Raw genomic sequence first — 1,363 nt, 5'->3', positions numbered from 1 at the left:
GCCCGCGAAATACGCCATCAGCCGTTCAAACACGGTCGGGCTCATTCCATACATCACGGTCGATCACTTCTTCTTTGATGTTTTGCAGCAGCGCTTCGATTTCGTGGACATATTCATTCATCTGAAATCAAACATGCTCACTTCAGAAAACAGTGAACAGACTAAATCACTTCTAACGATATTTGATGCAACATATCGAGATCTTGCGTCTGATAAGACGGAAGGAACTCGCCGTAGACACTTATATTTACTTTGCGCTGAGGAAAAGCCTCAACATGAATTGATTCAATTCTCGCCATATAACGCCCGTTGTTTTGAATAAGGTTAAACATAAACTCGCTATAGAAAGCAGGAATATACCCTAGCTTACACCCTTCATCTGTTAACACTTCTACTGCTTTAGAATCTTGCCTATTCTCCGGCTCTAACCGAAAATGCACCTCATCTCCCACTTTAAGATGTTGAACCACTTGATCTCCCTCATAATACCTCCAACCGGCGACATAAAAATCAAAATCGAAATGATTTCCCCATACATAAATTGGCGCTACAAATTCATAAGAATCTGTCGCAAGTTTACCACCAGTCGCTCGCAACATATCCATATCTGTACAATCGCGCGGCAAGCCGTATGTCCGCAAAATTTCTAAAAAATCCGGACGGCGCCGGTCAGGCAAACGCCGCTCAAAAGGCCCGAACAATCTGTTAGAAACGTATTTTTTTCCTATATCCGGAAACGACAAATGAGGTTGATAACCGTTTTCTAGTGCTTCGAACAGTCCTCTTCTCTTCCTGCTGCGTTCATAATAAAATACATACTTATCCCCATCGTGTAATAAGTTTCCAATATGATATCGCTGCCGAGTACATTCATTTTGCCAAATTAACCAAAGCACAAAAGGGCGCATCGCTTATTTCACCTCCATATACCAATTTACGAGCCATTCTTTTCGATACTGTAATAATTTTAATACCCATTCTTTGTAAATTTTACTCATGACATTTTCTGAAACACCATCTAAAACAGTTGTGACTTGTTGCTCATTTATTTGACTGATACGATCAATTTCCTTCTTCATTTCTTTTGGATACAATTCATAAATGAAACTTAGTAATTCTTTATATTTAGGCTTCTTCTTATGAGGAAGTCCGATTAAAGAAAAACTCCGATTTGTAAAAGCTTCGAACATTCTCTGATCTTGAAACATTTTTAGAATACGTTCTTCCTTCAATTGGTATCTTAGCGACGCCCCGTTATCATATATATATAAGTTGTAATAAAGATTTTCCGATTGCTCGATTCTGTTTTCCTTCATACAAGTCAGTTTGGTAGAATGCGGCGGGCGCTCTACTGGATGTAAAA

The 1,363-nt window shown here is 39.2% G+C and carries 1 protein-coding gene and 1 pseudogene; both read right to left on the bottom strand.

The window, feature by feature from the left end:
* Positions 1 to 161 precede the first annotated feature (161 nt).
* Entirely contained in the window at positions 162 to 908 is a 747-nt protein-coding gene (locus tag I656_RS00040) for an HIRAN domain-containing protein (RefSeq protein WP_020756988.1), read from the bottom strand.
* Positions 909 to 911: 3 nt separating this feature from the next.
* Positions 912 to 1,363 (bottom strand): annotated as a pseudogene (locus tag I656_RS0117315) (hypothetical protein); the annotation flags it as partial.

This window comes from Geobacillus sp. WSUCF1 (assembly GCF_000422025.1).
Classification (GTDB): domain Bacteria; phylum Bacillota; class Bacilli; order Bacillales; family Anoxybacillaceae; genus Geobacillus; species Geobacillus zalihae.
This window is presented reverse-complemented; position numbering and strand designations above follow the sequence as displayed.